The following is a 25,349-nucleotide window of genomic DNA, read 5'->3' as shown; positions in this document are numbered from 1 at the left end:
CCATGGCCGAACAATCTGGTATCGATCTTTCGGCATGGGCGAACCGTGCCGCCAGGGCGCTGGCGGCCGTCTCGGGAATCGGCCTGCTGCTGGTGCTGGTGCTGATCTTCGTGTCGGTCATCATGCGCTATGTCTTTGCCGCGCCGATCGTGGGCGTGAATGAAATCGTGGTGCTGGCCTCGATCGCGATCGTCATGCTGGCGCTGCCATGGTGCACGGCGGAAAACGCCCATGTCACCGTCGATGTGCTGGATCACAGGATCGGACGCTGGGGCCGGTTCCTGGGCGATATCCAGGCGCGCGGCATCGCGGCGCTGATCCTGTCGGTGCTGGTCTGGCGCGCCGTGCTCAAGGCGCTGGACGCGCGCGAGTTCGGCGATGCCAGCAACATGCTGCAGCTTCCGATCTGGCCCTTCTATGCGATCATCTCGCTCGGCATGGCGCTGACGGTCGTGGTGCTGCTGCTGCAGCTTGTCCAGATCCTGCGGGAGGGCGCGAAATGACCCCGGTTCTGGTTGGTGTGATCGGCATTGCCGTCCTTTTCGCCTTTCTGATCCTGCGCACGCCGGTGGCCTTTGCCATGCTGGCGGTGGGCTATGGCGGGTTCTATGTGCTCGAGGGCGGCCGCGCCGCCGGGGCCGTCCTGCTGACCGAAAGCTATGGCGCGGTCTCGAACTATTCGCTGATCGTCGTGCCGATGTTCATCCTGCTGGGCAATATTTCCTCCGAGGCCGGGTTTTCCCGCGGGCTCTACGAGGCGGCCTTTGCCTGGGTGGGGCGGTTGCGCGGCGGGCTTGCCTCGGCCTCGGTGATCGGCTGCGCGCTGTTCTCGGCGGTGTCGGGCTCGTCTGTCGCCACGGCGGTCACCATCGGCAAGGTCGCCCTGCCCGAGATGAAACGGCTGGGCTATGGCGACGCGCTGGCGACCGGATCGGTCGCGGCCGGCGGCACGCTGGGCTTTCTGATCCCGCCCTCGACCGGGTTCGTGCTCTATGCAATCCTGACCGAACAGTCGATCGGCCGGCTGTTCATGGCGGGCATCCTGCCGGGCATCCTGCTGATGGCGCTGTTCATCGCGACGATCATGATCGTCGCCACGCTGGACCCTTTGGCCGGCCCGCGCGGGCCGCATGTGCCCATGTCGGAAAAGCTGGGACGTCTGGGCGAGGCGCTGCCCCTGATCGGCGTCATCGTGATCTCGATCGGCGGGATCTATGCCGGTGTCTTCACCCCGGTCGAGGCATCCGCCGTCGGCGCCGGGCTGGTGATCCTGTTCGCCCTTGCCGGGCGCCGGATCGATGCGGGGCGTTTCCGGGCGGCGGTGATGGAGACGGTCAAGACCTCGGCCATGCTCTACATGATCGTGATCGGGGCCAATGTGCTGAACCCGTTCCTGGCCGTCACGGATATTCCCGCCGCACTTGGCAACGGGCTGGTCGGGCTGGGGCTGGGCCCCTATGGCACGCTGATGATGATCATTCTGGGCTATATCGCCCTGGGGATGTTCCTGGACGGGCTGGCCATGCTGGTCGTGACGGTGCCGATCGTCTATCCGGTGATCCTGCAGCTTGGCTTCGATCCGATCTGGTTCGGTGTCGTGGCGGTGATCGTGATCGAAATGGGGATGATCACGCCGCCGGTCGGGCTGAACGTGTTCGTCGTCAAGGGCGTCGCCGAGGGCGTACCGATCACCACGATCTTCCGCGGTGTCGGTCCCTTCCTTCTGGCCATGATCATCGGCCTGGCTCTGATCATCGCGATCCCGCAGATCGCGCTGCTGATCCCCAATTCCATGTTCGGGACCTGAGACCGGCGGGACGGTCAGGTTGCGGTGCGGGCGGATGCCCTCCATGCGCCTGACCAGCCGGGCAAAGGCGACGACGGCAGAGTTTCACCGGAAGATGCTCTTGCAGCGCTTGCCGCCGCGCCCGGAACCTATATCTTCCGGGCCTGACGACAGAAAGGCGGGGCGATGGCGGGGCGGATGAAGGCAAGGCTGGGCTGGGTTGTGGCGGCGGCCGTTCTGGCCGTCGCGGCATGGCTTGCATGGCAGAACAGCGCCAAGGATGCATTGCCCGAGGGCATCGCCTCGGGCAATGGCCGGATCGAGGCGACCGAAATCGACATCGCCGCGCTGTCGGGCGGCCGCATCGCCGAGATCCGGGCCGAGGAAGGCCAGTTCGTGCAAAAGGGCGATGTTCTGGTGCAGATGGACCTGCTGCAGCTGAGCGCGCAGAAACGCCAGGCCGAGGCGCAATGGCGCCGCGCCCGGATCGGCGTGCAGACGGCGCAGAGCCTGGTCACCCAGGCCCGCGCGCAGCACAAGGCCGCCGAGGCCACGGTCGAACAGGCGCGCGCGGCGGCCGATGCCGCCGCCTCGCGGCTGACCCGCTCGGAGGGGCTTGCGCGGACCAATGTCGTCTCGCAGCAGGTGTTGGACGATGCCCGCGCGGCGGGGCGCGAGACGCAGGCGGGACTGGCCTCGGCGCAGGCCAGCCTTGCCGCGACCGAGGCCGCGATCAGCTCGGCCGAGGCGCAGGTGATCGATGCCGAGGCGGCGGTGGATGCGGCGGCCGCCGCGATCGAGGCCGTCGATGTGCTGATCGACGACGCCACGCTGAGATCGCCGCGCGACGGCCGGGTCCAGTACCGGATCGCGCAGGAGGGCGAGATCGTCGCGGCCGGCGGGCGCATCCTGAACCTCGTCGATCTCGAGGATGTCTACATGACCTTCTTCCTGCCCACCTCGCAGGCCGGCCGGGTCGAGGTCGGGGCCGAGGCGCGGCTGGTCATGGACACGGCGCCCGATTTTGCCGTGCCGGCGCGCATTTCCTATGTCGCCGATGTGGCGCAGTTCACGCCCAAGACCGTCGAGACCGCCGAGGAACGCGAAAAGCTGATGTTCCGCGTGCGGGCGCAACTCGATCCCGAACTGCTGCGGAAATACAGCGATTACGTCAAGACCGGGCTGCCCGGCATGGCCTATCTGCGCGTGGATCCTGACGTCGAATGGCCCGAAAACCTGTCCAATCTGGTGCCATGACGGACGCGGCCGCCCCTGTCGCGGAACTTCGGGGCGTCAGCCTGCGATACCGGCGGGTGGCGGCGCTGGACGACATCTCGCTGCAGATACCGGCCGGATGCATGGTCGGGCTGATCGGGCCGGATGGCGTCGGCAAGTCCAGCCTGCTGTCGCTGCTGGCCGGCGCGCGGGTGATCCAGCAGGGGCGCATCAGCGTTCTGGGCGGCGACATGGCCGATGCGCGGCATCGCGCCCGCATCTGCCCGCGCATCGCCTATATGCCGCAGGGCCTGGGCAAGAACCTTTATCCGACGCTCTCGGTGGCCGAGAACCTCGATTTCTTCGGCCGCCTGTTCGGCCATGGCGCGGCCGAGCGCAGCCGCCGCATCGCGACGCTGCTGGCAGCGACCGGCATGTCGGGCTTTCGCGACCGCCCGGCGGCGAAGCTCTCGGGCGGGATGAAGCAGAAGCTGGGCCTGTGCTGCGCGCTGATCCACGACCCCGACCTGCTGATCCTCGACGAGCCGACCACCGGCGTCGATCCGCTGTCGCGCCGCCAGTTCTGGGACCTGATCGACCGTATCCGGCGCGACCGCCCGGGCATGAGCGTGATCGTCGCCACCGCGTATATGGAAGAGGCCGCCCGCTTCGACTGGCTGGTGGCGATGGATGCGGGCCGGGTGCTGGCCACCGGCAGCCCGTCGGAGCTGCTGGAACGCTCGGGCACGGAAAATCTCGACCGCGCCTTCATCGCGCTGCTGCCCGATGACGACATGCGCGACCATCAGCCGGTCGTCATCCCGCCGCGCGCGCCTGACCATGCCGCCATCGCCATCGAGGCGCGGCACCTGACCATGCGCTTTGGCGATTTCACCGCCGTCAGCGATGTCAGCTTCCGCATCGAAAAGGGCGAAATCTTCGGCTTTCTCGGCTCGAACGGCTGCGGCAAGACCACCACCATGAAGATGCTGACCGGCCTGCTGGAACCCTCCGAGGGCAGCGCGCGGCTGTTCGGCATGGAGATCGACCCGGGCGACATGGAGGTGCGCCGCCGCGTCGGCTTCATGTCGCAGGCCTTCTCGCTTTATTCGGAACTGACCGTGCGGCAGAATCTCGACCTGCATGCCCGGCTGTTCGACATGCCGCCCGAGGAGATCCCCGGCCGGATCGAAGGGATGATCGCACGCTTCGGTCTGGGCGCGGTCGCCGAGCAACTGCCCGAGGCGCTGCCGCTCGGCATCCGCCAGCGGCTGTCGCTGGCCGTGGCGATGATCCACGGCCCGGAAATGCTGATCCTCGACGAGCCCACCTCGGGCGTCGATCCGGTCGCCCGCGACGAATTCTGGCGCATCCTTGGGGAGCTTTCGCGCAAGGACGGGGTGACGATCTTCGTCTCGACCCATTTCATGAACGAGGCCGAACTGTGCGACCGCATCTCGCTGATGCATGCGGGCCGGGTGCTGGTCAGCGACACGACCGAGGCGATCCGGGCCGGCAAGGGCGCCGCGACGCTGGAAGACGCCTTCATCGCCTATCTGCAGGAGGCAATCGGCGAGGAACCGGCGGGCGATCCGGCCCCGGCCGAGGGGCGCCCGGCCGAGGCAACGGGCGACATCTTCAGCCTGCGCCGGATGCTCAGCTATTCACGGCTGGAATCGCTGCAACTGCGCCGCGATCCGATCCGGCTGACGCTGGCCCTGCTGGGCAGCCTGATCCTGATGTTCGTGATGGGATACGGCATCAACATGGATGTCGAGGATCTGTCCTTTGCCGTGCTGGACCGGGACCAGACGACCACCAGCCGTGACTATGTTCTGGACATCGCCGGGTCGCGCTATTTCATCGAGCAGCCGCCCCTGACCGGCTATGAGGACATGGATGCGCGCATGCATGGCGGCGGTCTGAGCCTGGCGCTTGAGATCCCGCCCGGCTTTGCCCGCGATCTGGCGCGCGGCGAGGATGTCGAGATCGGCGCCTGGATCGACGGCGCCAACCCGACGCGCGCGGAAACCGTGCAGGGCTATGTGCAGGGGATGCACGCCAACTGGCTGATGCGCCGCGCGCGCGAGGCCCATGGCGCGCAGGCGCTGCGGGGCGATTTCGAACTGGTCACGCGGTTTCGCTATAACCCCGACGTGAAAAGCATCGTCGCCATGGTGCCCGCCGTCATCCCGCTGATGCTGCTCTTGATCCCGGCGGTGCTGACCACGCTGAGCGTCGTGCGCGAAAAGGAACTGGGCTCGATCGTGAATTTCTACGTCACCCCGGTCACGAGGCTGGAATTCCTGATCGGGAAACAGCTGCCCTATGTGGCGCTGGCGATGCTGAATTTCGCGCTGCTGACGGGCTTTGCCATTTTCCTTTTCCGGGTGCCCTTTACCGGCAGCCTGACCGGCTTTGCGCTGGCCGCGCTGCTTTATGTCGTCGCGACCACGGCGATGGGCTTGCTGATCTCGTCCTTCATGCGCAGCCAGGTGGCGGCGCTGTTCGCCACGGTCATGCTGACCATGATCCCCGGCGCGCAATATTCGGGGCTGATCGACCCCGTCTCGTCGCTGCAGGGGGTGGGACGGGTGATCGGCGAGATCTATCCGACGACGCATTTCATCATCGCCTCGCGCGGCGCCTTTTCCAAGGCGCTCGGCCTTCAGGATCTGGGCCCGGTCTATCTGGCGCTGTTCGCGGCGATCCCGGTCATCCTGGGGCTCAGCGCCCTGATGCTGCGGAAACAGGCCCGATGAAGCCGCGCAATGTCTGGCATCTGGGGATCAAGGAGCTACGCGGGCTGTGGCGCGACCCGGCCATGCTGGTGCTGATCATCTATGCCTTCACGCTGTCGATCTATACCGAATCCAAGGCGATGCCGGAAAGCCTGTCGGATGCCGCCATCGCCATCGTGGACGAGGACCGATCCATGCTGTCGGGGCGCATCGCCAGCGCCTTTGCGCCGCCCTATTTCGTCGCCCCGCGGCTGATCACCACCTCCGAGATGGACAGCCGCATGGACGAGGGGCTTGAGACCTTTGCCCTGAACATCCCCCTGGATTTCGAGCGCGACGTGCTGGCCGGGCGCGCCCCCGCCATCCAGCTGAACGTGGATGCCACGCGGATGAGCCAGGCCTTCACCGGCAGCGGCTATGTCCAGCAGATCGTCACCGCCGAGGTGTCGGAATTCGTCGCCGGCAGCCGCGAAAGCGACGATCCGCCGGTCGAGCTGGTGCTGCGGGCGCGCTACAACCCGCCGCTGGATGCAGGCTGGTTCGGCGCGATCAACAGCGTCATCGACGCGATCACCATGCTGTCGATCATCCTCACCGGGGCGGCGCTGATCCGCGAAAAGGAGCATGGCACGGTCGAGCATCTGCTGGTCATGCCGGTCAGCGCGGCCGAGATCATGCTGTCCAAGATCTGGTCCATGGGGCTGGTGGTGCTGCTGGCCTCGGGCTTCGCGATCACCGTGGTGGTGCAGATGGCGCTGCAGGTGCCGGTGCAGGGCTCGGTGCTGCTGTTCGTGGCGGCCGCCGCGCTGATGCTGTTCGCGACCACCTCGACGGGCATTTTCCTGGCCACCGTCGCCGGCACGATGCCGCAATTCGGGCTCTTGCTGATGCTGGTCCTGTTGCCGCTGCAGGTGCTGTCGGGCGGCATGACCCCGCGCGAAAGCATGCCCGACATCATCCAGTGGATCATGTCGCTGGCGCCCACGACGCATTTCGTGATCCTGTCGCAGGGGATCCTGTTCCGGGGCGCCGGGCTGGATGTCGTCTGGCCGCAACTTCTGGCGCTGGCCGCCATCGGCGCGGCGCTCTTCTGGCTGGCGCTGCGCCAGTTCCGCCGGTTCCTGAGCTGACGGAATGTGCTGTGCGGCGATGGGTAAGAGTGGTTGCTGCTGGGCTGGAGAGGGGTTTGTTGCACAAATCGGCTGGGGAATTCACGGCATGATATCTGGATGGCATGAGCAGTTGGGCCGCTACGAATTACAAGACCAGGAACTGGTCGGCTTACAATGAAGCGTTGAAGCGGCGCCGCTAACTCTGGATCTGGTTTGACGCCGAAATGACATGGCGACCCCACCGGCGGGCAAGCATGGTCGACAGCCGCGCTTCAGCGACGCGGCGATCCCGACCTGCCTGGCGATGAAGGGGGAAGGGCGAGAGTGTCCGGTCCTTATGTGTATGATGGATCCGTTCCATGCTTTTTCGAAAGAAAGCATGCATGCCGATCTCGGAGGAACTCCTGGACGAATTTCAGAAGGCCGTGGAGCCCCTGGGGATCTGCTGGGCGACGCCGGGCTGAAGGGCTTTCCCAAGGCCATCACCGCCGCCTTCCCGACGGGCATGGGCTGAATTCATCCCGTTCTTTGGCTTCGATCCGGCGATCCGGAAAATCAGTTACACCACGAGTGCCATAGAAAGCCTGAACCGCGTGATCCGCAAATCCATCAAGACGCGTCGCTCCCTCCCGACGGACGAGGCGGCGGCCAAGCTGATCTCCGTCGCGACCCGCGCCTTGGAGAAGGATCTGTAAACGATAGGCCGGCCTTCACCTCCGAGATCGGGTCGAGGCCAGGACAAAATGCCTCAACGCCTTCGGAGGGCGGATCATTTTACGCGATCCCGACCGACAGACCGCGGAAATCCAGATCCGCATCGCCATAATGAACCGCTTCAAGGTATTCGGCACCGCCGATATCGAAGCAATTTCCTGAAGGCGGAAGGGTGAGGAAAAAACCTTCCCTAAACCAGATTATCGCAACAATGCCCCGTAGCGACGCCCCGCTTCGTCCCGCAGAACCGGCGCTGACACATCAGCAGTTCTTGACAGCCAGTCACCAATGGAGAAAAGGCCCCGCTCGACGGTCCAGCCGCCGGACGGGGCAAGGCAGTCCCGGCTGCGCCAGAGCTCGCAGCCCGCCGGGACCTGGCGAAACCCGGTCAGTTGGGACGACCCTCATCGGCCTGCATCTCGGCGCGGATCTGCTGACGCAGGATGTCGATGGGCACCATCCGCCCCTCGCGCCGGAAATGCCAATAGGTCCAGCCGTTGCAGCTGGGCGCACCCTCGAGCGCGGCACCGACCTGATGGATCGAGCCCTTGACATCATTGCCGATCAGGCTGCCATCGGCGCGAACCTTGGCCTTGTGACGGCTGTTCATCGAATAAAGCTCTTCGCCCGGGCGCAGCATGCCGCGCTCGATCACCTGCCCAAACGGCACACGCGGTTCCGCGCGCTTGGCCCGGGTGGTGGCAATGGCATCGCCGTCGAACCTGCGAATGCGCGCGATGCGCTTCTCGGCCACCTTGCGATAGGCCTCTTCACGCTCGATGCCGATGAAATCGCGCCCCAGCATCTTGGCGACCGCGCCGGTGGTGCCGGTGCCGAAGAACGGGTCCAGCACCAGATCCCCCGGATTGGTCGAGCCGACCAGCACGCGATGAAGCAGCGATTCGGGCTTCTGGGTCGGATGCGCTTTGGCGCCATCCTCATCCTTCAGCCGCTCGCCGCCGGTGCAGATCGGCAGCACCCAGTCGCTGCGCATCTGCACACCCTCATTCAGCGATTTCAGCGCCTCATAATTGAACGTGTATTTCGCGCCCTCGGATTTGCTGGCCCAGATCATCGTCTCATGCGCATTGGTCAGGCGCTTGCCGCGAAAATTCGGCATCGGATTGGCCTTGCGCCAGATCACATCGTTCAGGATCCAGTAACCCTGGTTCTGCAACTCGGCGCCGACACGGAAGATATTGTGATAGCTGCCGATCACCCAGATCGCGCCATTCGGCTTGAGGACACGGCGCGCGGCGGCCAGCCAGTCGCGGGTAAAGCCGTCATAGGCGGCAAAGCCGGAAAACTGGTCCCAGTGATCGTCGACCGCGTCGACCCTGGAATTGTCGGGCCGGTGCAGCTCGCCCTTCAGCTGCAGGTTATAGGGGGGATCGGCAAAGATCAGATCGACGCTGCTTTCGGGCAGCGTGTTCATGATCTCGATGCAGTCGCCCGCAAGGATCTGGTTCAGCGGTAGCTGCCGCGCAGACGCGCGGGCTTTGGTATCGGGTTTTGTCATTACTGCCTCGGGTTTCGGCTATTGAATTGCCGATTTGACTGCGCCGATGATGAGTCAGACCCGATTCGCCGTCAAATTCTTTTTTGAATCAATGGGTTAATATTTATTCTTTACACAATATCTTGTGGACCGGCGCGAAGCTGCGCCTATGATGTGGGGTCACGCCCAGATCTAGCAGCGCCCGGCGATGCGCCGGCGTCGGATATCCGGCATTTCTTTCCCAGCCATAGCCGGGGTGCTGTTGCGCCAAATCCACCATGATGCGATCGCGCCACAGTTTCGCCACGACCGAGGCCGCCGCGATCGACAGCGCGCGGGCGTCGCCGCCGACCACCGCCTGCCCTGGAACCTCCAGCCCGTCGGGCAGCATATTGCCATCGATCAGGGCCAGGCAGGGCCGCTGTCGCAGCCCCCCGATCGCCCGCCGCATGGCCAGATGCGACGCGCGCAGGATGTTCATTTCATCAATCTCGGCCACGCTCGCCAGACCCACCGCCCAGTCGCAGTTCGCCATGACCCAGGCGCCGAGAGTTTCTCGACGTTTTTTCGTCAATGCCTTGGAGTCGTTCATTCCTTCCGGCATCCCATCCGGATCCAGGATGACCGCTGCCGCGACCACTGGCCCGGCCAGAGGGCCGCGCCCGACCTCATCCACGCCCGCGACGAGGCGGGCTCCGGCGCCAAGCGCGGCCTGTTCCAGCGAATAGTCAGGCAGGCTCATGCCTCGACGGTCACCGGCGCGATATCGACCTCCTCAAGGTTCACGCCGTCTCCCTCGCGATCCACGACGACGAAATCCGCGGCCCGGTCGAGCGGAGTCAGCACACCATGCCAGACGCCCGCGCGCAGGTTCACCCCGACCCCCGAGGGCACCAGAAAGGCGACCGGAGCGCCGGGCCTGCCCCCTTCGTCCGGGGCCACGATCGACAGCCACGGATCGGGCCCCAGCGGCACGAAAGCCTGCGACCCCAGCGGGTGCCGCTCGAGCAGCGCGCATTGATAGGGCAGGCTCACCGGCTCGGACCGAAAGATCGAAATGATCGCCTCGCCGCCGCCCCGCTCGACCGTCGCCAGGGCATGGTGGCGTTCACACCGGCCGGCATTGATCATCTTTGTCGCCTGGGCGCGCGGCTCCAGAAGCTCACCATAGGGTGCGAATTCCTCGGCCGTGACCGGCCTGATCCTGATGCTCGTCATATTCTTTCACGTCCCGATATTCCGGGGTCCGGGGCCCGCCCCGGAACACCCGATTTACAAACGATGCATGCGCGGCAGAAAGATGGTCAACAGCCCCATCAGTGGCAGATAGGAACAGATCCTGTAGACGAATTCGATCCCGCGCGCATCCGCGATAACCCCCAGCACCGCCGCGGCGATCCCGCCCATGCCAAAGGCAAAACCAAAGAATATTCCCGCGATCAGCCCGGTCCGCCCCGGCACCAGCTCTTGCGCAAAGACCACGATCGCCGGGAAGGCCGAGGCGAGGATCAGCCCGATCACGATGGTCAGCAGCCCGGTCGCGGCCAGCCCGACATGCGGCAGGATCAGCGTGAAGGGCAGGATGCCAAGGATCGAGAACCAGATCACCTTGAGCGGCCCGAACCTGTCGCCGAAAAGCCCGCCCAGCATGACGCCACCAGCCATGCCGCCCAGAAACAGGAACAGCATCATCTGCGCCTGCTGGGTCGTCAGGGCGAATTTCTCGATCAGGTAAAAGGTGTAATAGCTGGTCAGGCTGGCGGTATAGATGTTCTTGGTGAATGTCAGCAGCGCCAGGACCACGATCGCCGCCGCGACGCGCCGGCGCGAAAACGGCAGGCTCATCACCGCCGCCGGCCCCGAGGCGCGGCGGCGGCCCTCGGCCCAGCTGCCCACCTTCCACAGCACTGCCGAGCCGATCATCGCGGCAATCGAAAAGATCGCCACCGAGGGCCGCCCCAGCGGCACGACAATGAAGGCAGCCAGCAATGGCCCCAGCGCGGTGCCGAAATTCCCGCCCAGCTGGAACAGCGATTGCGCCGTGCCGAACTTTCCGCCCGAGGCGATCCGCGCCACCCGCGAGCTTTCCGGATGGAACACCGCCGAGCCGATGCCGATCAGCATGGCGCCGGCCAGCAGCACCCAGTATTCCCGTGCCAATGCCAGCAGCAGAACGCCGATGAAGGTCGACCCCATCCCGACCGACAGCGAATGCGGCATCGGATTTTTATCCGTCACCGCGCCGACCACGGGCTGCAGCAACGAGGCGGTGACCTGAAAGGCAAAGGTCATCAGCCCGATCTGCCAATAGGACAGCGTGAATTCCTGCTGCAGCAGCGGATAGATCGCCGCCAGCATGGATTGCATGATGTCGTTGATCATGTGGCACAGGCTGATCGCGACCAGCACCATCCAGGCCGTGGCGGATGCCCCCTGCCCGCGCAACGTCGAAACTTCCGACACGGTCTCACCTCATCTGATTACCGGTGTTTTCCTGCCCGCCCGCCACTTTGTCAACGCCGGGTGACAGTGCGGCAGGCGATAGTGGCCGCCAGCACTTGACGCAGGCGGGAAAACCCGGTCAAAACTGAACTGTAAGGTTTATTTCATTCGTTCCCCGGACGTGACCCGCGCCAGCCCGTCCTGATCGTTTTCCAGTCGCTCCATCCGTTACAGGCGCCGGGTGAACACCAGCAGAATGATCAAGATACCCGCCCAAGTCGCCAACACCCTCTCGGCCGCGGATCATTCGCGCAAGCGCCGTCACATGACCTGGCAGGCCGTCCAGGAAGAGGCGCTGTCACGCATTCAAAGCAAGGAATGGCCGCCGGGTGAACTGATCCCGACCGAATCGGTCCTTGCCAGGGAATTCGGCTGCGCCCGCGCGACGGTGAACCGTGCCCTGCAATCCCTGGCCGATAGCGGCGTGCTCGAACGTCGGCGCAAGGTCGGCACCCGCGTCGTCGCGCATCCCAATACGCAAGCCCTGCGCTATCTGATGCGACGCGAGATCGAGGCCCAGGGAAAAGCCTATGGCTACCGCCTTCTGGGCTACGAGAAAGGGGCCGCCCCGACCGAAGTCGCCCAGGCCATGCTGCTACGCAGCGACGAACCCTTGTTGCGGCTTCGCGCCCGTTTCACCGCCGACGGGCGGCCCTATTGCTTTGAAGAGCGCTGGATCAATACAGTCTCAAAGTCTGGCCCCACGTCCGAGGCGCTGGAAAAGGTCAGCCCCTGCGAATGGCTGCTCCGCCATATCCCGGTCAATCGCGCCAGCATGTCCATGGGCGCGACCATCGCCGGCTGCGCGTTCCTGGCCGAAACGCTGGAGCTTGATCCCGCCGAGCCGGTTCTGGTGGTCGAGCGGCTCGACTGGCTGGACAATATGCCCGTCTCGCTGTCACGGCGCTATTTCCCGCATGACCACCGCTATTCGGCCGAGCTTTAGGCGGCAATCAACACGAGTTGACCGCCTCCGTCTTGCTTTGCGCCACGCGAGAGGCCAAAGCTGAAAGCAAAACCGACGACAAGAAAAGATCGGACCCGAGCATGTTTCCGACCCGCCTGATTCCCGGTGCCTGCCCGCGTGGTGTGCTGGCAGCCGCGGCCCTGACACTGGGCCTGACCCTGCAACCGGGCCTGCCCAAGGCCGAACCGGCCGCGGCCCCCTCCCTTGCCGCGACGCCGCCGGCGGCGATCCCGGTGGCCCGCATCACCCCTGCCGCGATCGAGGCGGCAAGCTATGACGGCGGCGACCTGCCCATGGGCCAGTCGGCGCTGACCGCCAAGGTCCAGGTCCTGCTGGATCGTTCGGGCATTTCGCCGGGTGTCGTGGACGGCTGGCGCGGCGGCATGAGCGAAAGCGCGATCCGGGCCTTTCAGCGCCGCGCGGGCCTGCCGACGACCGGGCGACTGGATCATGCCGTCTGGGATCTGTTGAACGGCTATGCGCGGATGCCGCTGATCTCGGAATACACGATCACCGAGGACGACGCCTACGGCCTCGTTGACAATATCCCCTCGGATTACGGCGAAAAGGCCAGGATGACCTCGCAGGGCTATACCAGCATTCTGGAAAAGCTGGGCGAACGCTTTCATATGGATGAGAAATTCCTGGCCGGGCTGAACCCGGACAAGAGCTTCGTCCCGGGCGAGACGATCCAGGTCACCCTGCCGGCCAGGCCGATCCGCGCGACGGTGACGCGCATCATCATCGACAAGACGACGCGGCGCGTTGCCGCATATGACGCCGGCGGGCGGCTGGTCGCGGATTATCCGGCGACGATCGGATCGGCCGAGACGCCCTCGCCAAGCGGCAGCCATGTCGTCGATGCCGTGGCGCTGAACCCGACCTATACCTATAACCCCAGAACCAATTTCAAGCAGGGCGACAATGATCGCGTGCTGATCGTTCCGCCCGGCCCGAACGGTCCGGTGGGCAATGTCTGGATCGACCTCAGCAAGCCGTCCTATGGCATCCACGGCACCGCCACGCCATCGCGCCTGTTCAAGAACCAGTCCAATGGCTGTGTGCGCCTGACCAATTGGGACGCCTATGAACTGGCGCATATGGTCCAATCCGGGCGCACGACGGTCGAGTTCCTGGACCCGGGCGTCAGCATCGACGACGTCATCGGGGTGGCCGGAGCATTTGCCCAGACGCAGGCCGCGCCGATCTCCGCCCTTGGCGCCAGGCGCCCGACGGCGCGCGGTTTCCGGCAGCCGCCGCAGGTCGCTTCCATCCCGGATGCCGGGCCGGCAACGCCGGTCGCGGCGCCGCCTGCTGCCGAAGCTGCGACGCCCCCTGCCCCTGCCGCCACGATCCCGGTCGTGATGCCGGCCGGGCCACAGGATGTTATCGCCGGCTCGATCCTGCCGCCCGCCGCCGAGAGGCAGATGCCCGAGGCAACTGCCCCGGACGAGCCGCTGGTTCCCGCCTACGCCCCGGTCGTTCCGGAAGATGAGCCGGAATACCCTTCGGACGCAGGCCTGCCCGACACCCTGCCCGGCGATCCCGCCGCCAGCGTCACGCTTTTCCCCGCGCCCTGAATGCGGGCGCTGGTGCTCCTGCTGGCAATGTCGCTGCCATCGATGGCGCAGGAGACACCGCCGGGATCGGATCCGGCCGCGCGGGATCAGATGCGACCCGCGCCCCGGCCCGAACAAGCTCTCCCATCTGCCGGCACGCCCACGCGAGCCGCAGCCGGGCAGGCCGCCGGCCCTGACCCCGCCGCGCCCCGGCGCGAAAGCGATCCGGATTACGCGATCTGCCTGCTGGACCTGACGCTGCTGGGCGCCGGCTACAGCCAGGAGCCCGCCATTACCGACAGCCGCGACCCCGCCTGTGGCATTGCCCGCCCGATCCTGCTGCGCCGCCCTCTGCCCGGGGTCGAGATTGCGGGCGGTGCGCTGATGCGCTGTGACACGGCGCGCCGGCTTGGGCTCTGGCTGCGCGATTTCGTCCTTCCGGCGGCAGCGCGACTGCCCGGCCAGCCGCGACTGACCGCGCTCGAACCCGGCTCGACCTATGAATGCCGCCCGACGATCGGCGATCAGGGCCGGAACCTGTCCGAACATGCCTATGGCAATGCGTTCGATATCATGGCCTTTCACTTCGACAACGGATCGCGCCTCGCCATCCGGCCGCGAAGCGACAATGGCGACTGGCAGGAAGCCTTTCAGCGCGCGGCGCGCGCCACGGCCTGTCTGCATTTCACCACCGTTCTGGGCCCGGGCGCCAATGCTGCCCATGACCAGCACCTGCATCTGGACAGCAAGTACCGGCGCGGTGGCTGGCGGCTGTGCCAGTAGCGCGACGACCCGCCCCCTGCCCGGCACCAGACGTGCCCCGACAAGCATTCACCGCGCCGGAGCGCCGCGCCCCAAAGCCTCGGACAGCAACGCAAAGCTCTGCTCGGCATTCGGGCTGCTGCGGGTAAAGAACGCGTCCAGCGCCGGATAAAGCCGCACCGCCTCGTCAAGTTGCGGGTCCGCGCCGGGAGCGTATAGCCCGGCCCGGATCATCAGCTCGGATTCGGCATAGGTGCCCAGCAGCGCCCGCGCGCGCGCGATCAGCCCGTTCTCGCGCTCGCTGGCCGCCTTCGGCAGCGAGCGCGAGACCGAGCGCAGCACATCCACCGCCGGAAAACGCCCGCGCTCGGCGATCGCGCGATCCAGCACGGCATGACCATCCAGGACGCCGCGCAGGATGTCGGCGATCGGCTCCTCCATATCCGAGCCAGCAACCAGAACGCTGAAGATGCCGGTGATATCGCCCGAGCCGACCGGACCGGGCCCGGCGCGCTCGGCCAGCGACATGATCAGATGCGAGGTCGAGGGGGGAAAGCCGCGATCGCTGGGGTTTTCGCCGGCAGACAGCGCGATTTCGCGATGCGCCTCGGCAAAACGTGTGATCGAATCGGCAAGGAACAGGACATGCCTGCCTTGATCGCGAAAATGCTCGGCAACCGTCATGCCGGCCCAGGCGCATCGCCGGCGCGTCAGCGGTGACTGGTCCGAGGTCGCCGCCACGACAACGGAACGTGCCATCCCCTCCTCGCCCAGCACCTCTTCGACGAATTCACGCAGCTCGCGGCCGCGCTCGCCGATCAGCGCGATGACGACCACATCGGCCGCCACACCCCGCGCCAGGGAAGACAGCAGCGTCGATTTCCCCACGCCCGAGCCCGCAAAGAGCCCCATGCGCTGACCCCGAACCAGCGGCAGCATCGTGTCGAAAACCGCAAGGCCGGTATCAAGCCGCGCGCCCAGACGATTGCGCCCCGCGGCGGGCGGTGGCGGCGGGCGAAAACCCCGCTCTTCTCCGCCCGGCAACAGCGGCCGGTCGTCAAGCGGCCGGCCGAACGGGTCGATGATTCGCCCGATCCATGCGTTTGCCGGCGCCAGCGAAGGCGCAAACGTCAGCTCGGCCTGCGTTCCGATCGACAGCCCGTCCACAGGCCCCTCGGGCAGAACAGCCGCCTCATCGGCATGCAGGGCCACGATCTCACCGGTCAGGAAACCCTTGGGACGCATGGAAAAAACGACCTGATCGCCCAGCGAGGCATGGCTGTTCAGCCCCTCGACCATGATCACGCCGCCATGGATGGCGCAGACCTGCCCGTAATACCGGGCGATGCGAACGCGGCGCATCCGGGCCGCGATAGACTGCATTTTATCCATTCCGACTTCCCTTTTTTCCGGCGGGTGCATGCCTCGAAAGGGTTTCTAAACCTATTGGGGTTAAAACCCGGTTTATCGGAACTGAGGAGAACCTCGATGCTTGAACGGATCGGGACCTTGAAAATGGCCGGTGCCCTGACAGAGCACGCGGTACAGCGGCAAAAGCTGATCGCGCAGAACGTGGCCAATGCCGACACGCCGGGTTTTCGCGCACGCGACCTGTCGGACTTTGCCGATACCTATCGCTCGCAGGTTTCGGCCGGAATGCGCGCCACGCGCCCGAACCATGTCACCGGCATCAGCTGGGGCGGCGGCCAGCGCATCCAGGACACCGGCGGCGAGTCCGCGCCCAACGGCAACACCGTCTCGGTCGAGGATGAGATGTTTCGCATCGCATCAGCGCGTCGCGAATTCGACCTTTCGCTGACCGTGACACGGTCGGCCATGTCGCTCATTCGCACCAGCATCGGCCGCCGCGGCTAAAGGGGAAAAATCATGACCGATATGCTTTCCGCCGTCGACCTGGCTGCCTCGGGGATGCGCGCCCAGTCGGTTCGGCTGCGCCATATCTCGGAAAACATCGCCAATGTCGATACGCCGGGCTATCGCCGCAAGATCGTGGCCTTTCGCGAAGAGATGGATTTTGGCCGCGCGACCGGCGCGGTCACGGCCGGGCCGACCCGGTATGACCGCCGTGAACTGCCCGAGGTCTTTGACCCCGCCCATCCGATGGCGGGTGATGACGGCTACTATCGCGGCTCGAACGTCGATCTGGTGGTCGAAATCGCCGACGCCAAGGAAGCCGGCCGCAGCTACGAGGCCAATCTGCGCGTCTTTGAACAATCCCGTCAGATGAGCAGTTCTCTGCTGGATCTGATCCGCCGCTAAAGGGGAATGCCATGATCACGTCAAGTATCGCCGCCACTGCCTATGATCGGGCCAGACAGGCTGTTGCTCCGGCCGAAGGTGCCCCCCAGGGCGTCACCTCCGCCGCCGCCGATTTTGCCCGGGTGATGGAGCAGGTCGATCTGGCAGCAACCGGCGCCATGACCGGGCAAAGCGACACGCATGAGCTCGTGCAGAGCATCGCACAGGCCGAGATCGCTCTGGAGACCGTCGTCGCCATCCGCGACAAGGTCGTCGAGGCCTATCAGGAAATCCTGCGGATGCCGGTCTGAGGAACGATCATGGACGAGAACCTGATCTTCGACCTGACCAGGCAGGCGCTGTGGATCGCCGTGAAGATGGCGGCCCCGATGCTCATCGTGGCGCTGGTGACCGGCGTGGTGATCGGCCTTTTCCAGGCGCTGACCTCGGTTCAGGAAATGACGCTGACCTTTGTACCCAAGATCGGTCTGATGCTGGCCGTGTTCTGGGTCAGCATGAGTTTCATGACCGCCACGCTGGCCGGCTTCTTTAGCGATCAGATCCTGACGCAAATCGCGGGATCCTGATCCATGGATAACGCGATCTATGCAACCCTGACCCGTCAATCCGGCCTGATGCGCGAAATGCGTACCATTGCCAACAATGTCGCCAACGCGAACACAACCGGCTTTCGCCGTGAAGGGGTGGTTTTTTCGGAATATATGGTGCCGCTGGATCGCAGGGGCGAAACCCTTTCCATGGCGAATGGTCGCGGTCGCATGGTCGATCTCGGACAGGGCGCGATGACCCAGACCAACGGTCAGTTCGACATTGCCATCGATGGCGAGGGCCTTTTTCTGGTCCAGACCCCGCAAGGCGCGCGGCTGACCCGTGCCGGCGCTTTCATGCCAAATGCCGAAGGTGAACTGGTAAACCCCGATGGTTTCCAATTGCTGGATGACGGGCAGGCGCCCATCGTCATTCCGGCCGGCTCGCGCAATATCGGCATCGGTACCGATGGCACGATCTCGGCCGACGGCGCCCCGATCGGCCGCGTCGGAATATTCGAAACGCCCGAGCTTTCCCGCCTTCGCCATGAATCGGGCACGCTGTTCGATCCAAACGGCGCGGTAGAGCCGATGGATGAAGGCATCGTCCGGCAGGGTTTTCTTGAAGAATCCAATGTCGATCCCGTGATCGAGATATCGCGCATGATCGAGGTCCAGCGCGCCTATGAGCTTGGCCAGAGCTTTCTGGATCAGGAGGACCAGCGCATCCGGATGACCATAACATCGTTGACCCGGTGAAAGGACAAAACGCCATGAAAGCACTTCAAATCGCAGCAACCGGGATGAGCGCACAGCAGACGCGTGTCGAGGTCATCTCGAACAACCTCGCGAACATGTCCACGACCGGTTATAATCCTCGCCGTGCCGAGTTCGCGGACCTGCAATATCAGCAGGCCACGCGTCCAGGCACCATCACCTCAACAACCGGCGCGATGGTACCTGCCGGCGTCCAGCTTGGTTTGGGAGTACGGCCTGCGGCCGTGACCGTCATGCTCGGCCAGGGCTCGCTCAGCCAGACGAACGGCGATCTGGACATCGCTATCGATGGCAATGGCTACCTGGAGGTGACACTGCCATCAGGCATCTCTGCCTATACCCGCGACGGCAGCCTGAAGCGCTCCGCCGAGGGGCAGGTCGTGACTTCCGATGGCTATCCGCTGGTTCCCGACATCACCATACCCGAGGACGCGCGAAGCATCGCGATCAATGCCAATGGCGAGGTCTATGCCTATTTCAATGATCGCGTCGAGCCCGAAAACCTGGGTCAGATCACACTGGCGAACTTTGTAAACGAGAAAGGGCTCGAAGCGATCGGATCAAACCTGTTCCTGGAAAGTACCGCCTCGGGCGCGGCCCAGGTCGCGAGCCCCGGCGAAGAGGGGCTGGGCACCATTCGGGCTGGCTTTCTGGAGGAAAGCTCTGTCGACCCCGTGCGCGAAATCGCCGAACTGATCAAGGCACAGCGCGGATACGAGTTGAACTCCAAGGTCATCAGCGCGGCGGATCAGATGTTGGGCACAACGGTGCAGGTGCGTTGATGAAAGCTCTGTTCTTGTTTTTCATGCTGTTGCCGGGCGTGGCCTCTGCCGGATCGGTCGTCGCGCAACGCACCCTGCCCGCCGGCACTATCATCATGCCGGCCGATGTCGCCGTCGCCGCAGATGACCGGACAACCGGCCCCGATCAGGTATCACAGGTCATCGGCATGCAGCTTCGCGTCATGGTCTATGAAGGGCGTCGTATCGAGCCCTCTTTCCTGGTCGCCCCGACAGCGGTCAGCCGCAACCAGATCGTCACGCTGGCCTATGAAAGGGCAGCCTTGCGAATTGAGGCCGAAGGTCGCGCCCTCGGCTCCGGCAGCGTCGGGCAAATCATTCGCGTGATGAACAATTCGTCACGCGTCACCGTCTCGGGGCGCATCGCCCCTGATGGGACGGTCGTCGTTGACCAGTTCTGAAGGAAAAGCAGATGTTCCTTGTTTCGCATGTCAGCCCATGCCGCGCCATCGGAGCAATATCGGTCATCCTCGCCATGGCAGCTTGCGGGCGCGTTTCCCAGATAGGGCAAGTGCCGGACATGACCGCGCCGGAGAACGGCATCGAATATCAGGCCATGGCCGCTTCCGGATATGGGGTTGACGCACTGCCCGACCGCGCGAGCAGCACCGCATCGCTGTGGTCAACTTCGCAAAGCTCGCTGGTCGTGGATCGGCGCGCCTCCGCGCGGGGCGATATTCTGACCGTGGTGATCGAAATCGACGACAAGGCCGAAATACAAAACAGTTCCGGCAGAACGCGCAGTTCCTCGGACAAGGTCAGCATCCCGCAGATGGTGGGGCTGCCGCAACGGATCGATGAGTCTTTGCCTGAGGGGGCCAGCATGGAAGAGCTTGCCGAGGCAAAGGCATCCTCGACCTTCAAGGGCGGCGGCAATATTTCTCGCCGCGACAAGGTCACTCTGCGCGTCGCCGCCACCGTCGTCGAAAGGCTGCCCAACGGCGTCCTGCGCATCGAAGGCACGCAAGAGGTCCGCGTCAATTACGAGGTCCGCGTCCTAACCGTCAGCGGCTTTGTCCGCCCGACGGATATCGGGCGGCGCAATGAAATCGCCTATGACAGGATCGCCGGCGCGCGCATTTCCTATGGTGGGCGCGGTCAGATCAGCGATGTCCAGCAGCCGCGCTACGGCCAGCAAATCGCAGATATTTTTCTTCCGTATTGAGGCATCTTCATGATCAAGAAAGCCCTGATGCTGTTCTTACCCCTGCTTGGGTTTGTCGGCGGCGCCATCGGCGGGGACCTGCTGCAAACCAACAGGACCGACGGCAAGACACTGGCAGCCGGCCCGCAAGATGCCGCGCCGGAACGGGGGACTGATCAAGCTGATGAAGACGTGGTATCGGCGGATGGCAGACCTGCCGAGGCCGAAAACAGCCCGCCTGACAGCACCGATCTGGACTGGTTCCGGTTTCCCAATCAGTTCTTTGTTCCGATCATTCGCAACGGCTCGCCGACAGCTGTCATGATCCTGACTCTCAGCATCGAAATTCCCGTCGCGGCCCGCCCGGAGATAGAGGCACAGGAATACCGGCTGCGCGACGCATTGCTTGGCGCCTTGATGGTCGCGGCCAATACCGGAGCGTTCGATGGCAACTTCACCTCGGAGGCCAGCCAGCGGAATTTGCGCGCATCGCTTCTTGCCGCCGGGCAGAAGGCGAGCGGCCCGGATGTCCTGCGCGTCCTGATCGAGGATATCGGGCGGCAGGAACAATAGTTCTCTCTGGCCGATAGCCGGCATAAGATGTAGTTGCGCGGGGCCGGAACGGAGACTGCCTTGCACCCGCCCATTACCATCGTCATGGCCAGCTATAACGGTGCGCGCTTCATTGGCGCGCAGCTTGACAGTATCGCTGCGCAAACCTTGACCAATTGGCGATTGATCGTGTCGGATGACGGATCGGTGGACGGAACCCAGAAGATCGTGCGGGAATTCGCCGCCCGATACCGTTCCGGGCAAGTCGAACTGATCGAGGGGCCCGGGCGCGGCTCGACGCAGAATTTCCTGCATCTGACTCAGCGCGCCGATCCGACGGGCTGGCTGGCCTATTCGGACCAGGACGATGTCTGGCGACCCGATCGGCTGGCGCGTGGTGCCGACTTTCTGTCACGTCAGGACCGTGCCGCGATATATGCAGGGCGCACCACCATCTGCAACGAGGATCTGGCGCCGTTGAAACCGGCACCGCATTTTCCCGGCCCTTTCACGTTTCGCAATGCGCTGATACAGGCCTGCCTACCCGGCAATACGATCCTGGCCAATGGCGAGGCGATAAAACTCCTTCAGGCCGCCGCGCCGGCGGCCATGGCGGCGAATATCGTTTCCCATGACTGGTGGGCCTATCAATTGCTCTCGGCGGCCGGGGCGGCCATCATGCGCGATCATGCGCAGGTCCTGCTTTATCGCCAGCATCCCGGGAATGTGATGGGGCGCAATGATACGGCAAGGGCCAAGGCCGCCCGGATCTCGATGCTGTTCGACGGACAATACGCCGATTGGCTGGCGCGAAATCAGGCCGCGCTGGAGCCTGTCACCCGGCTGATGCAGGCCGAGAATGCCGACCTTCTGCACCGTTTCGGCGGCGCGCTCACCGCATCCGGCCCGCGCGCGTTCCAGGAATTCCGGGCGATGCGCCTCTACCGCCAGACCCGCGCGGGAACTCTGGCGGTCCTGGCATCGGCACTGGCCGGGCGCCTGCGGACAGGCAAGCGCGGGGCCGAGCCGCCGGCCTCGGGCACGATCTATGCCAGCAGGCGCGACAGGTAGCGGCCGTAATCGTTCTTGGCGAATTTCTTCGCCCTTGCGCGCAGTGCGTCCGCGTCGATCCAGCCCTGATTATAGGCGATCTCGTCGGGGCAGCCGGTCTGCAGCCCCTGGCGCTGCTCCAGCGTGCGGACGAAATTCCCCGCATCCAGCAGGCTGGCATGTGTGCCGGTGTCCAGCCAGGCGAAACCGCGTCCCATGCGCTCGACCGTCAGCAGGTCATCCTGCAGATAGTGTTCCAGCAATGTCGTGATTTCCAGCTCGCCACGCGCCGAGGGCTTGACCTTTCGTGCGCGCTCCGGCGCCGTCCCGTCAAGGAAATACAGCCCGGTGACCGCGTAATCGGAGGGCGGCGTCTCGGGTTTCTCGATGATCGAACTGACCCGGCCCTGATCGTCGAAGGCCACGACGCCGTAGCGTTCGGGATCGGCCACGCGATAGCCAAAGACCGTGCCCCCCCGGGCGCGGCGGTCGGCCGCCTCGAGCAGCAGCGGCAGACCGTGGCCAAAGAAGATATTGTCCCCCAGCACCATGGCGGATGGCGCGCCGGCCAGAAAATCCTCGGCCAGCAGATAGGCCTGCGCCAGACCGTCCGGCGAGGGCTGGACGATATATTCGAAGCTGAGTCCCCATTGCCCGCCATCGTCCAGAAGGCGGCGAAACTGGTCCTGATCCTCGGGCGTGGTGATGATCGCGATCTCGCGGATGCCGGCCAGCATCAGGACCGAGATCGGGTAATAGATCATCGGCTTGTCATAGATCGGCAAAAGCTGCTTGGACACGCCCATGGTGATCGGATACAGCCGCGTGCCCGAGCCTCCGGCCAGGATGATCCCCTTGCGTCCGGTTGCGGTGCTTGTGAGGTCGGTCATGTCTTGAGCTCCTGCAGAACCTTGGCAAGGCCGGCGCGCCAGTCGGGACGGGCCAGGCCGAAATCGCGCTGAAGGGCCGCGCAATCCAGCCGGGAATTGGCCGGGCGCCGCGCCGGAGTCGGGTATTGCGAGGTCGCGATATCGGTGACGCGGCAGGAAAGCCCCGCCTGTGCCATGATTTCGCCCGCGAAGCCCGCCCAGCTGGTATCCGGCGCGCCGGAAAAATGATAGATCCCGCCGCGCCCGCGATCATCGCGCATCACCCGCGCCATGGTCAGACAGGCCGCCGCGATTTCGGCCGCGGGCGTCGGGCCGCCATGCTGATCGGCGACGACACGCAGTTCCTCGCGCTCGCTGCCAAGGCGCAGCATGGTTTTCACGAAATTCGCACCATGGGCCGAGAATACCCAGGACGTGCGCAGCACCGCCCATTGCCCGCCGGCGGCCGCGATCCCCTGCTCTCCGGCCAGCTTGGTGGCGCCATAGACGCCCAGAGGGCCGGTCGCGTCGGTCTCGCGCCAGGGCGCCGTGCCCGAGCCGTCGAAAACATAGTCGGTCGAGATATGCACCAGCGGAATCCCGGCCGCCGCCGCCGCGCGCGCCATGGCCGCGGGCGCGTCGCCATTCACCGCGCGGGCCAGATCCGGCTCGGATTCGGCGCGGTCCACGGCGGTATAGGCCGCCGCGTTGATCACCGCATCGCAACCGGAATCGCGGATGGCGCGGGCGCAGGTCTCGGGATCGGCCAGATCGGCCGACGCGCGGTCCAGAAAACGCGCATCGGGCGCCAGCCGGGCCAGTTCGGTCGCCACCTGTCCGGTGCGGCCAAAGACCAGCAGCCCTGTCATGCCTTGCCCAGTCTTTCGCCGACGCCCTGCCGGCCCAGCAACGGGCGCCACCAATCCTCATTCGCCAGATACCATTCGACGGTGCGGCGCAGCCCCTCTTCGACGGTGACCGAGGGGCGCCAGCCCAGCTCGGTCCGGATCCGGGTCGGGTCGATTGCATAACGGCGGTCATGGCCCGGACGGTCGGCGACGAAGGTGACCAGCCGGTCATGCGGGGCGTGATCGGGGCGCAGGAGGTCCATCTCGGCGCAGATGGTGCGCACGAGGTCGATGTTGCGGGCCTCGTTCTCGCCGCCGATATTGTAGCTGCGCCCCAACTCGCCCTTTTCCAGCACCAGCAAGAGCGCATCGGCATGATCCTCGACATAGAGCCAGTCGCGGACATTGCCGCCATCGCCATAGACCGGGATCGGCTCACCGTGCAGCGCCTTCAGGATCACCACCGGCACCAGCTTTTCGGGAAAGTGGAACGGCCCGTAATTGTTCGAGCAATTGGTCAGAACCGCCGGAAACCCATAGGTTTCGTGCCAGGCGCGCACCAGATGGTCGGATGCCGCTTTTGAGGCAGAATAGGGGCTGCGGGGGTCGTAGGGGGTATCCTCGGTGAACTGCCCGGTCTCGCCCAGCGAGCCGAACACCTCATCGGTCGAGATATGGTGAAAGCGAAACCCCTCGGGCCTGCCGCGCGAAACCCAATGCGCCCGCGCCGCCTCGAGCAGGTTATAGGTGCCGGTCACATTGGTTTCGATGAAATCGCCCGGCCCGTCGATCGAGCGATCGACATGGCTTTCCGCCGCCAGATGCATGATCGCATCGGGCTGATGCGCGGCCAGAACGCGGTCCAGCGCGGCCCGGTCGCGCAGATCGGCCTGTTCGAAACTGTAGAGCGGGCTGTTCGACACCGACGCGACGTTTTCCAGATTGGCGGCATAGGTCAGGGAATCGAGGTTGACCACCTCATGCCCGCGCCGCACCGCCAGCCGCACCACGGCCGAGCCGATAAAGCCCGCGCCACCGGTCACCAGAATCTTCATAGTCGCGCCTCGTAATCAAAGGGGCCCTGATAGGTGAAAGGGCTGTCGAAATCCGCCAGCGACGGCGCCCGGCCATCCTTGTCCGACAGCACCGTCGGCTGCTCAAGCCCCCAATCGATACCGACGCTGTCCCAGGCGACGGCGCCATCGCATTCCGGCGCATAATGATCCGTACATTTGTAGATGATTTCCGTGTCCGGCGCCCGCGTCACGAAACCGTGAAGGAAACCGGCCGGAATCCACAGCTGCAGGGCATTCTCAAAGGACAGCTCGGCCCCGAACCATTGACCATAGGTCGCGCTGCCCTTGCGAATATCGACCGCTACGTCGAACAGCCGCCCGCGCCCGCAGCGCACCAGCTTGCCCTGGGCATGGGGCGGCGCCTGGAAATGCAGCCCGCGCAGCGTGCCCTCGGCGGCCGATACCGAATGATTGTCCTGCACGAATTCAGGCAGTTCGATCCCGGCCTCGCGCAGGGTCCTGCGATTCCAGCTTTCCGAGAAGAACCCCCTCTCGTCACCAAACCGACGGGGGGCAAGAATCAGGACGCCCGGCAATGTGGTTTTTTCGATTTGCATCGGACCCAATCGG

At 64.9% G+C, this 25,349-nt stretch carries 27 protein-coding genes and 3 pseudogenes; 21 read left to right on the top strand and 9 right to left on the bottom strand.

Annotation, left to right across the window (positions count from 1 at the left end; all coding sequences use genetic code 11):
- The first annotated feature begins 2 nt into the window (after positions 1 to 2).
- The 8 genes and pseudogenes from IT41_RS00190 to IT41_RS21420 form a co-directional block, all read left to right on the top strand.
- On the top strand, positions 3 to 503 hold the full coding sequence (locus IT41_RS00190) for a TRAP transporter small permease (RefSeq protein ID WP_036737742.1): 501 nt from the start codon (positions 3 to 5) through the stop codon (positions 501 to 503).
- Complete coding sequence (locus IT41_RS00185; RefSeq protein WP_036737740.1) at positions 500 to 1,807, top strand: TRAP transporter large permease; 1,308 nt, start codon at positions 500 to 502, stop codon at positions 1,805 to 1,807. Before IT41_RS00190 ends, IT41_RS00185 begins: the two co-directional genes overlap by 4 nt.
- Positions 1,808 to 1,984: 177 nt before the next feature.
- Complete coding sequence (locus IT41_RS00180) at positions 1,985 to 3,043, top strand: HlyD family secretion protein (protein WP_036738109.1); 1,059 nt, start codon at positions 1,985 to 1,987, stop codon at positions 3,041 to 3,043.
- Complete coding sequence (gene rbbA / locus IT41_RS00175) at positions 3,040 to 5,763, top strand: ribosome-associated ATPase/putative transporter RbbA (RefSeq protein WP_036737738.1); 2,724 nt, start codon at positions 3,040 to 3,042, stop codon at positions 5,761 to 5,763. The genes IT41_RS00180 and rbbA overlap by 4 nt, the downstream gene beginning before the upstream one ends.
- On the top strand, positions 5,760 to 6,872 hold the full coding sequence (locus IT41_RS00170) for an ABC transporter permease (protein WP_036737736.1): 1,113 nt from the start codon (positions 5,760 to 5,762) through the stop codon (positions 6,870 to 6,872). Before rbbA ends, IT41_RS00170 begins: the two co-directional genes overlap by 4 nt.
- Positions 6,873 to 6,976: 104 nt before the next feature.
- Positions 6,977 to 7,164: pseudogene (locus IT41_RS21425) on the top strand (transposase); the annotation flags it as partial.
- A gap of 178 nt (positions 7,165 to 7,342) precedes the next feature.
- Positions 7,343 to 7,543: pseudogene (locus IT41_RS19655) on the top strand (transposase); the annotation flags it as partial.
- A gap of 13 nt (positions 7,544 to 7,556) precedes the next feature.
- Positions 7,557 to 7,730, top strand: a pseudogene (locus IT41_RS21420) (IS5/IS1182 family transposase); the annotation flags it as partial.
- 226 nt (positions 7,731 to 7,956) lie between these two features.
- Here IT41_RS21420 and IT41_RS00165 read toward each other — a convergent pair.
- The 4 genes from IT41_RS00165 to IT41_RS00150 form a co-directional block, all read right to left on the bottom strand.
- Entirely contained in the window at positions 7,957 to 9,087 is a 1,131-nt protein-coding gene (locus IT41_RS00165) for a site-specific DNA-methyltransferase (protein ID WP_036737734.1), read from the bottom strand.
- A gap of 103 nt (positions 9,088 to 9,190) precedes the next feature.
- The gene (locus IT41_RS00160; protein ID WP_036737733.1) at positions 9,191 to 9,808 is read right to left on the bottom strand and encodes a ribonuclease HII; all 618 of its coding nucleotides are present in this window, start codon (positions 9,806 to 9,808) and stop codon (positions 9,191 to 9,193) included.
- On the bottom strand, positions 9,805 to 10,284 hold the full coding sequence (locus IT41_RS00155; RefSeq protein ID WP_036737731.1) for an ureidoglycolate lyase: 480 nt from the start codon (positions 10,282 to 10,284) through the stop codon (positions 9,805 to 9,807). Before IT41_RS00155 ends, IT41_RS00160 begins: the two co-directional genes overlap by 4 nt.
- Positions 10,285 to 10,338: 54 nt before the next feature.
- Positions 10,339 to 11,478: an MFS transporter gene (locus tag IT41_RS00150; RefSeq protein WP_052081198.1), complete on the bottom strand. Its 1,140-nt coding sequence runs from the start codon at positions 11,476 to 11,478 to the stop codon at positions 10,339 to 10,341.
- Positions 11,479 to 11,764: 286 nt separating this feature from the next.
- On the opposite strand from IT41_RS00150, the gene IT41_RS00145 reads away from it, so the two are divergent.
- The 3 genes from IT41_RS00145 (at position 11,765) to IT41_RS00135 (ending at position 14,877) form a co-directional block, all read left to right on the top strand.
- Entirely contained in the window at positions 11,765 to 12,514 is a 750-nt protein-coding gene (locus tag IT41_RS00145; protein ID WP_036737727.1) for a GntR family transcriptional regulator, read from the top strand.
- 101 nt (positions 12,515 to 12,615) lie between these two features.
- A complete protein-coding gene (locus IT41_RS00140; protein WP_036737725.1) occupies positions 12,616 to 14,115 on the top strand; it encodes a L,D-transpeptidase family protein in 1,500 nt (499 codons plus the stop codon).
- Between the two features lie 12 nt (positions 14,116 to 14,127).
- Positions 14,128 to 14,877 (top strand): extensin-like domain-containing protein, encoded by a 750-nt coding sequence (locus IT41_RS00135; RefSeq protein WP_231564661.1) that lies wholly within the window; start codon positions 14,128 to 14,130, stop codon positions 14,875 to 14,877.
- 48 nt (positions 14,878 to 14,925) lie between these two features.
- On the opposite strand, the gene IT41_RS00130 is transcribed toward IT41_RS00135, so the two are convergent.
- On the bottom strand, positions 14,926 to 16,239 hold the full coding sequence (locus IT41_RS00130) for a FliI/YscN family ATPase (protein ID WP_036738108.1): 1,314 nt from the start codon (positions 16,237 to 16,239) through the stop codon (positions 14,926 to 14,928).
- 105 nt (positions 16,240 to 16,344) lie between these two features.
- On the opposite strand from IT41_RS00130, the gene IT41_RS00125 reads away from it, so the two are divergent.
- The 10 genes from IT41_RS00125 to IT41_RS00080 are packed head-to-tail and all read left to right on the top strand — an operon-like array spanning position 16,345 to position 22,007.
- Positions 16,345 to 16,731 (top strand): FlgB family protein, encoded by a 387-nt coding sequence (locus tag IT41_RS00125; protein ID WP_036737716.1) that lies wholly within the window; start codon positions 16,345 to 16,347, stop codon positions 16,729 to 16,731.
- 12 nt (positions 16,732 to 16,743) lie between these two features.
- The gene (gene flgC / locus IT41_RS00120) at positions 16,744 to 17,136 is read left to right on the top strand and encodes a flagellar basal body rod protein FlgC (protein WP_036737714.1); all 393 of its coding nucleotides are present in this window, start codon (positions 16,744 to 16,746) and stop codon (positions 17,134 to 17,136) included.
- A gap of 11 nt (positions 17,137 to 17,147) precedes the next feature.
- Positions 17,148 to 17,426 carry a flagellar hook-basal body complex protein FliE gene (locus IT41_RS00115; RefSeq protein WP_036737713.1) on the top strand — a complete coding sequence of 93 codons (279 nt, stop codon included), beginning with the start codon at positions 17,148 to 17,150 and terminating at the stop codon, positions 17,424 to 17,426.
- A 9-nt stretch (positions 17,427 to 17,435) separates the two neighbouring features.
- Positions 17,436 to 17,702 (top strand): flagellar biosynthetic protein FliQ, encoded by a 267-nt coding sequence (locus IT41_RS00110; RefSeq protein WP_036737712.1) that lies wholly within the window; start codon positions 17,436 to 17,438, stop codon positions 17,700 to 17,702.
- A 3-nt stretch (positions 17,703 to 17,705) separates the two neighbouring features.
- Complete coding sequence (locus IT41_RS00105) at positions 17,706 to 18,422, top strand: flagellar hook-basal body complex protein (protein ID WP_036737711.1); 717 nt, start codon at positions 17,706 to 17,708, stop codon at positions 18,420 to 18,422.
- Positions 18,423 to 18,436: 14 nt separating this feature from the next.
- Positions 18,437 to 19,222 carry a flagellar basal-body rod protein FlgG gene (gene flgG, locus IT41_RS00100; protein ID WP_036737710.1) on the top strand — a complete coding sequence of 262 codons (786 nt, stop codon included), beginning with the start codon at positions 18,437 to 18,439 and terminating at the stop codon, positions 19,220 to 19,222.
- Between the two features lie 23 nt (positions 19,223 to 19,245).
- A complete protein-coding gene (gene flgA / locus IT41_RS00095; RefSeq protein ID WP_231564660.1) occupies positions 19,246 to 19,641 on the top strand; it encodes a flagellar basal body P-ring formation chaperone FlgA in 396 nt (131 codons plus the stop codon).
- An 11-nt stretch (positions 19,642 to 19,652) separates the two neighbouring features.
- Positions 19,653 to 20,405, top strand: coding sequence for a flagellar basal body L-ring protein FlgH (flgH, locus tag IT41_RS00090; RefSeq protein ID WP_052081197.1), 753 nt, complete (start codon positions 19,653 to 19,655; stop codon positions 20,403 to 20,405).
- Positions 20,406 to 20,414: 9 nt separating this feature from the next.
- Complete coding sequence (locus IT41_RS00085; protein WP_231564659.1) at positions 20,415 to 20,957, top strand: hypothetical protein; 543 nt, start codon at positions 20,415 to 20,417, stop codon at positions 20,955 to 20,957.
- Positions 20,958 to 21,017: 60 nt separating this feature from the next.
- On the top strand, positions 21,018 to 22,007 hold the full coding sequence (locus tag IT41_RS00080; RefSeq protein ID WP_139221601.1) for a glycosyltransferase: 990 nt from the start codon (positions 21,018 to 21,020) through the stop codon (positions 22,005 to 22,007).
- On the opposite strand, the gene rfbA is transcribed toward IT41_RS00080, so the two are convergent.
- Genes rfbA through rfbC form a run of 4 tightly spaced genes read right to left on the bottom strand, consistent with a single transcriptional unit; the run spans position 21,983 to position 25,336 of the window.
- Positions 21,983 to 22,876 carry a glucose-1-phosphate thymidylyltransferase RfbA gene (rfbA, locus tag IT41_RS00075; protein WP_036737703.1) on the bottom strand — a complete coding sequence of 298 codons (894 nt, stop codon included), beginning with the start codon at positions 22,874 to 22,876 and terminating at the stop codon, positions 21,983 to 21,985. The two genes, IT41_RS00080 and rfbA, sit on opposite strands and share 25 nt — an antisense overlap.
- Positions 22,873 to 23,724 (bottom strand): dTDP-4-dehydrorhamnose reductase, encoded by an 852-nt coding sequence (gene rfbD / locus IT41_RS00070; protein WP_036737699.1) that lies wholly within the window; start codon positions 23,722 to 23,724, stop codon positions 22,873 to 22,875. Before rfbD ends, rfbA begins: the two co-directional genes overlap by 4 nt.
- Complete coding sequence (gene rfbB / locus IT41_RS00065) at positions 23,721 to 24,758, bottom strand: dTDP-glucose 4,6-dehydratase (RefSeq protein ID WP_036737698.1); 1,038 nt, start codon at positions 24,756 to 24,758, stop codon at positions 23,721 to 23,723. The genes rfbD and rfbB overlap by 4 nt, the downstream gene beginning before the upstream one ends.
- Complete coding sequence (gene rfbC, locus IT41_RS00060) at positions 24,755 to 25,336, bottom strand: dTDP-4-dehydrorhamnose 3,5-epimerase (RefSeq protein ID WP_036737697.1); 582 nt, start codon at positions 25,334 to 25,336, stop codon at positions 24,755 to 24,757. The genes rfbB and rfbC overlap by 4 nt, the downstream gene beginning before the upstream one ends.
- Positions 25,337 to 25,349: the final 13 nt, after the last annotated feature.

Origin of the sequence: Paracoccus halophilus (assembly GCF_000763905.1) — a bacterium.
Classification (GTDB): Bacteria; Pseudomonadota; Alphaproteobacteria; order Rhodobacterales; family Rhodobacteraceae; genus Paracoccus; species Paracoccus halophilus.
Note: the sequence above shows the minus strand (reverse complement) of the source record. Positions and strands in the feature narration are given on the sequence as shown.

Coding starts and splice junctions, on each gene's coding strand:
- IT41_RS00190 (WP_036737742.1), top strand. CDS start 3: ATGGCCGAACAATCTGGTATCGATCTTTCGGCATGGGCGAACCGTGCC.
- IT41_RS00185 (WP_036737740.1), top strand. CDS start 500: ATGACCCCGGTTCTGGTTGGTGTGATCGGCATTGCCGTCCTTTTCGCC.
- IT41_RS00180 (WP_036738109.1), top strand. CDS start 1,985: ATGAAGGCAAGGCTGGGCTGGGTTGTGGCGGCGGCCGTTCTGGCCGTC.
- rbbA (WP_036737738.1), top strand. CDS start 3,040: ATGACGGACGCGGCCGCCCCTGTCGCGGAACTTCGGGGCGTCAGCCTG.
- IT41_RS00170 (WP_036737736.1), top strand. CDS start 5,760: ATGAAGCCGCGCAATGTCTGGCATCTGGGGATCAAGGAGCTACGCGGG.
- IT41_RS00165 (WP_036737734.1), bottom strand. CDS start 9,087: ATGACAAAACCCGATACCAAAGCCCGCGCGTCTGCGCGGCAGCTACCG.
- IT41_RS00160 (WP_036737733.1), bottom strand. CDS start 9,808: ATGAGCCTGCCTGACTATTCGCTGGAACAGGCCGCGCTTGGCGCCGGA.
- IT41_RS00155 (WP_036737731.1), bottom strand. CDS start 10,284: ATGACGAGCATCAGGATCAGGCCGGTCACGGCCGAGGAATTCGCACCC.
- IT41_RS00150 (WP_052081198.1), bottom strand. CDS start 11,478: ATGGTGCTGGTCGCGATCAGCCTGTGCCACATGATCAACGACATCATG.
- IT41_RS00145 (WP_036737727.1), top strand. CDS start 11,765: ATGATCAAGATACCCGCCCAAGTCGCCAACACCCTCTCGGCCGCGGAT.
- IT41_RS00140 (WP_036737725.1), top strand. CDS start 12,616: ATGTTTCCGACCCGCCTGATTCCCGGTGCCTGCCCGCGTGGTGTGCTG.
- IT41_RS00130 (WP_036738108.1), bottom strand. CDS start 16,239: ATGCAGTCTATCGCGGCCCGGATGCGCCGCGTTCGCATCGCCCGGTAT.
- IT41_RS00125 (WP_036737716.1), top strand. CDS start 16,345: ATGCTTGAACGGATCGGGACCTTGAAAATGGCCGGTGCCCTGACAGAG.
- flgC (WP_036737714.1), top strand. CDS start 16,744: ATGACCGATATGCTTTCCGCCGTCGACCTGGCTGCCTCGGGGATGCGC.
- IT41_RS00115 (WP_036737713.1), top strand. CDS start 17,148: ATGATCACGTCAAGTATCGCCGCCACTGCCTATGATCGGGCCAGACAG.
- IT41_RS00110 (WP_036737712.1), top strand. CDS start 17,436: ATGGACGAGAACCTGATCTTCGACCTGACCAGGCAGGCGCTGTGGATC.
- IT41_RS00105 (WP_036737711.1), top strand. CDS start 17,706: ATGGATAACGCGATCTATGCAACCCTGACCCGTCAATCCGGCCTGATG.
- flgG (WP_036737710.1), top strand. CDS start 18,437: ATGAAAGCACTTCAAATCGCAGCAACCGGGATGAGCGCACAGCAGACG.
- flgA (WP_231564660.1), top strand. CDS start 19,246: ATGCTGTTGCCGGGCGTGGCCTCTGCCGGATCGGTCGTCGCGCAACGC.
- flgH (WP_052081197.1), top strand. CDS start 19,653: ATGTTCCTTGTTTCGCATGTCAGCCCATGCCGCGCCATCGGAGCAATA.
- IT41_RS00085 (WP_231564659.1), top strand. CDS start 20,415: ATGATCAAGAAAGCCCTGATGCTGTTCTTACCCCTGCTTGGGTTTGTC.
- rfbA (WP_036737703.1), bottom strand. CDS start 22,876: ATGACCGACCTCACAAGCACCGCAACCGGACGCAAGGGGATCATCCTG.
- rfbD (WP_036737699.1), bottom strand. CDS start 23,724: ATGACAGGGCTGCTGGTCTTTGGCCGCACCGGACAGGTGGCGACCGAA.
- rfbB (WP_036737698.1), bottom strand. CDS start 24,758: ATGAAGATTCTGGTGACCGGTGGCGCGGGCTTTATCGGCTCGGCCGTG.
- rfbC (WP_036737697.1), bottom strand. CDS start 25,336: ATGCAAATCGAAAAAACCACATTGCCGGGCGTCCTGATTCTTGCCCCC.